The sequence below is a fragment of the Falsiroseomonas oryziterrae genome, assembly GCF_021864505.1.
GTDB lineage: Bacteria > Pseudomonadota > Alphaproteobacteria > Acetobacterales > Acetobacteraceae > Falsiroseomonas > Falsiroseomonas oryziterrae.
Genome location: NZ_JAKJIB010000366.1, coordinates 1 through 3,820, shown reverse-complemented (window position 1 = coordinate 3,820; position 3,820 = coordinate 1). Strand labels below are relative to the sequence as shown.

Sequence of the window (3,820 nt, the reverse complement as noted above, 5' to 3'; positions counted from 1 at the left end):
GCTTCGCGAGTTCGCGGCCGGCGGCCTGGCGGTCCCGCACGGGCGCGGTCTGCGGCGGCACCGCACCGGCCTGGGCCGCGGCGGCGCCGGCCGCCTTCCCCGCTGCCTTGTCGCGGGTCGCTCCGTTCTTGCCGTTGGACGTCTTCGCCATCTCAGTCCCGCCCCTCCCAGGCGCCACCCGGTTCTGCCGCCCAGCGCGGCCGGGACCTCCGCGTCAGGCGCGCGTGGTCAGCCGCGGACCGTGCTCCTCCGCGAGTTCGCGCTGGAGGAAGAAGTTGAGGAAGGTGCGGATGGCGGCGACCGCGGCGAGCTTGCCGATCTGGTCCCAGTCGGGCGAGATCGCCGTGCCCACGATGTCGGCGGCAAGCTGGAACTCCAGCGCGAGCGAGAGGCCGCGTGCGAGGCCCATCCGCACGTCGCCGGTCCGTCGGCCGACCGCCTGGGCGAGCAGCCTGCCGAGCGCCACCAGCATGGCCGCGAGGATGATCGCGACGCTGACCGCTTCGATCGCGAGCTTGAGCCAGGACGCCGCAGCCATGACCGCGGCCTCGAGACCCTCCGGCAATTCCGCGACGTGCATGGAGGGTGCTCCTGGCTGGTCCGGCTGCTGCGGACGGCGTGGTGCGGATGCCTGCGGCTCGCCTGCACGCGGCGCGGCGACCGCGGACGCCCCGATCGGGCCGATCCCCGGCGACCGGCGATCGTCCGGGGATGGCTGCTTCGGCGGAAGGCGGGCGGCGCTTCATCGCGTGTTCCCTGGCCGGCGGCATCCCTGCAAGTTCGATGCAGGCCGGCGCCATGACCCAGACGGAATGCTAGCACCGCCGGGACATCACCGGCCGGACGCGGCGGCTGCGCGAGGCGTAAGTTACGGTGACATCGGGCCCTGCCCGGCTTCCCCTGCCCCCGGGCGCGGCGCGGGCGTCGGGTTTACCGTAACGTACTGCGGCGCCGACGGGGCGCAGGCATGCTTCTTGGAAACATGGGATGCTGACCGCATGGGCGAGATGAGACGCGTCCGACCCGGCGCCGCGCCCGTGCCGGCAACCCGCCGCGATGCAACTGGGGCGCCGGCGGCGCCGCGGCGATCCTGACGCCGATGGATGTCAGCGATGGCGCCCTCGCGCTCGCGCTGAAGGTCCTGCTGGTGATCTTCATGGCGGGCTCGCTGCTCGAGATGGGCCTCGGGCTGAGCGTGACGCAGGCGCTGAAGGGCCTGCGCAGTCCGCGCTTCCTCGGCTACGGCGTGTTCTTCGCCTTCGTGATGGGCCCGCTCCTCGCCTGGGCACTGACCGCGCTGATTCCCCTCGACCGGTCCTACGCCATCGGATTGCTGCTGCTGGGGATGGCGCCCGCCGCGCCCTTCCTGCCGACCATGGTGGACCGGGCGCGGGGCGACATCGGCTACACGCCGGCGATGCTGCTCCTGTCGGCCGCGGGCACGCTGCTGCTGATGCCCGCTGCCGTGCCCCTGCTGCTTCCGGGCGTCGCCGTCGATGCGTGGACCATCGCCCGCCCGCTGCTCCTGATGGTGCTGCTGCCGCTTCTGATCGGCCTCGCGGTGTTCCGCGCCGCGCCGGCCTTCGCCGCGACCATCCGGCCCGGGATCAAGCGCCTGACGGGGATCGCCGCCGTCGCGCTCCTCGCGGTGTGCCTGGTGATGTACGGCCGCGGCTTCCTGAGCACGGTCGGCAGCTTCGCCATCGCGACGCAGGTCCTGTTCCTCGGCCTGCTGACGGCGGCGAGCTACCGCCTCTCGCGCGGGCTTCCGCAGGCGCAGCGCAGCGTGCTCGGCCTCGGCATCTGCACGCGGAACGTCGGCGCCGCGGTGGCGCCCCTGCTCGCCGCGCCAGGCATGGACCCGCGCGCGATCGTCATGGTGGTGCTCGGCGTGCCGGTGCAGATCCTCTGCAGCCTCGCCGCCGCCGCCTGGTTCGCCCGCGACGCGACCCGCGCGCCGCCCTGAAGGACACGCCGCATGCCGGTCTGGCTCATTCCGATGGTCTACACCGCGGTCAGCCTCGTCTGCGCGCTCGTGCTGCCGCGCGTCGAGCACGCGCTGGCCCTGCCCATCGACCTCGGCATCTCGGCCGCGGCCGCGCTGGCCGTGCTGTCCTCCATCGCGTCGGGGATGATGGCGCTGACCGGCATCGTCTTCTCCATCGCCTTCGTGATGCTGCAGTTCAGCGCCGTGACCTACTCGCCGCGCTTCGCCAACCGCTTCGCGCGCGATCCCATCCTGTTCCACGCGCTCGGGATCTTCTTCGCGACCTTCACCTATGCGCTTGCCGCCGCTGCATGGTCCGACCGCGGCGGCTCGGGCCAGGTGCCCGCCATCTCGGCGCTGACCGCGGTCGCGCTGCTGTTCCTGAGCCTCATGGCCTTCGGGCTGCTGATGCGGCGGCTGGGCGACCTGCAGATCACCAGCACGCTCAGCTACATCGGCGACCAGGGCCGGGCCATCATCGCCCAGAGCCTGACGTCCGCCGCGGCAGGGCGCGGCGTCAGCCCCGCAACCGCGCCGCCGCCGCCCGGCCCGGTCACGCAGACCCTGCGCCATGCCGGGCCGCCCGGCTACGTGCAGCGCTACGACATGCCCGCCCTGATCGGGCTCGCGCGGGCGGCGGGCGCGCGCATCAAGGTGGAATGCGCGGTGGGCGACATGATGATGGACGGCAGCGTCATGCTGCGCGTGCTCGGCGGCACGGCGCCGGTGCCGGAAGCCGCGCTGCGGCAGGCGGTCAGGCTCGGCGCCGATCGGACCTTCGAGCAGGATCCGAAATACCCGATCCGCCTGCTCGTCGACATCGCGATCAAGGCGCTCTCGCCGGCGATCAACGACCCGACGACAGCGGTGCAGGCGCTCGATCAGATCGAGGACCTGCTGCGCCGGCTGGCCCGCCATGACCTCGAGGATGGCCGCCTGGCAGACTCAGCGGGCGTGCTGCGCGTCGTCTTCCCGACGCCCGGCTGGGACGACTACCTCGCCCTGGCCTTCGACGAGATCCGGGTCTTCGGCGCGACATCGGTGCAGGTGATGCGGCGGCTGCGCTCCGCGCTCCGCGGCCTGGCGGAACTGCTCGGCGACAGTGAGCGCGCAGCCGTCGTCCAGCGCTATCTCGAGCACGTGGACGCCGTGATCGAGCATTCGGCCTTCGACGAGCGAGACCGCGCCGCGGCCCGGCAGGAGGATCCGCAGGGGCTCGGCCTGACGCGGTAGCCACCCGCGCCAGGATCGGGCGGGGTCAGGAGGGACGCTGCGGCCTGCCCTTCTGGCCCCGCGACCCCGCGGCCCAGGCAGACCGGCCAGTCCGGGGCGCCGCGGCCCGCTCTGCCCCCGTGGCGCCCGGCGGCAGGCCGTAGCGTTCGGCCGACAGCGTCTCGTCGCGTAAGGCGGGCGGCTGGCTCCCGAAGATCCGCTCCAGCTCGCCCATGCGTCGCGCCACCTCGGGCGGCAGGTCGCCGGTCGCCTCCACGATGCTCCGCAGCACCGCCAGCGCCTCGGCGCGCACCGCGGGATCGTCGGGCAGCATCGCCGGCAGGGTCTCGATCGCCCGTGCCTCGTCGATCAGCAGCATGAAGAACTGGTGGCGAACGATCCGCTTGAACTCCGCCAGCGGCAGCTTCTCCCGCCCGACCGCAGTGCGGATGCGGCGAATGATGGCGAAGGCGCGCTCATCAGCGTTGGCCGTCGGCAGCCGCACCCAGATCAGCGCACGGATCACCGCCGTATGCACGTCGCCCGTGGCCATCGCCGCGCGCAGCCGCTCGGTCGCCAGCGCGACGAAACGGGCGTGGTCGGGGCTGAGGCCCGGCCGCG

At 73.2% G+C, this 3,820-nt stretch carries 4 protein-coding genes; 2 read left to right on the top strand and 2 right to left on the bottom strand.

Translation table 11 applies throughout. The features are described from left to right. Positions 1 to 214: 214 nt before the first annotated feature. Positions 215 to 580, bottom strand: coding sequence for a DUF1622 domain-containing protein (locus L2I40_RS20240; RefSeq protein ID WP_237216982.1), 366 nt, complete (start codon positions 578 to 580; stop codon positions 215 to 217). Between the two features lie 519 nt (positions 581 to 1,099). On the opposite strand from L2I40_RS20240, the gene L2I40_RS20235 reads away from it, so the two are divergent. Further along, on the top strand, positions 1,100 to 1,966 hold the full coding sequence (locus tag L2I40_RS20235) for a bile acid:sodium symporter family protein (RefSeq protein ID WP_237216981.1): 867 nt from the start codon (positions 1,100 to 1,102) through the stop codon (positions 1,964 to 1,966). A gap of 12 nt (positions 1,967 to 1,978) precedes the next feature. Beyond that, the gene (locus L2I40_RS20230; RefSeq protein WP_237216980.1) at positions 1,979 to 3,220 is read left to right on the top strand and encodes a DUF2254 domain-containing protein; all 1,242 of its coding nucleotides are present in this window, start codon (positions 1,979 to 1,981) and stop codon (positions 3,218 to 3,220) included. Positions 3,221 to 3,245: 25 nt separating this feature from the next. Here L2I40_RS20230 and L2I40_RS20225 read toward each other — a convergent pair. Beyond that, positions 3,246 to 3,820 (bottom strand): hypothetical protein (locus L2I40_RS20225; protein ID WP_456305757.1); only part of this gene is annotated, 575 nt, incomplete at its 5' end.

Excerpts from the sequence above, each read along its gene's own strand:
- L2I40_RS20240 (WP_237216982.1), bottom strand. The coding sequence starts at position 580 with ATGCACGTCGCGGAATTGCCGGAGGGTCTCGAGGCCGCGGTCATGGCT.
- L2I40_RS20235 (WP_237216981.1), top strand. The coding sequence starts at position 1,100 with ATGGATGTCAGCGATGGCGCCCTCGCGCTCGCGCTGAAGGTCCTGCTG.
- L2I40_RS20230 (WP_237216980.1), top strand. The coding sequence starts at position 1,979 with ATGCCGGTCTGGCTCATTCCGATGGTCTACACCGCGGTCAGCCTCGTC.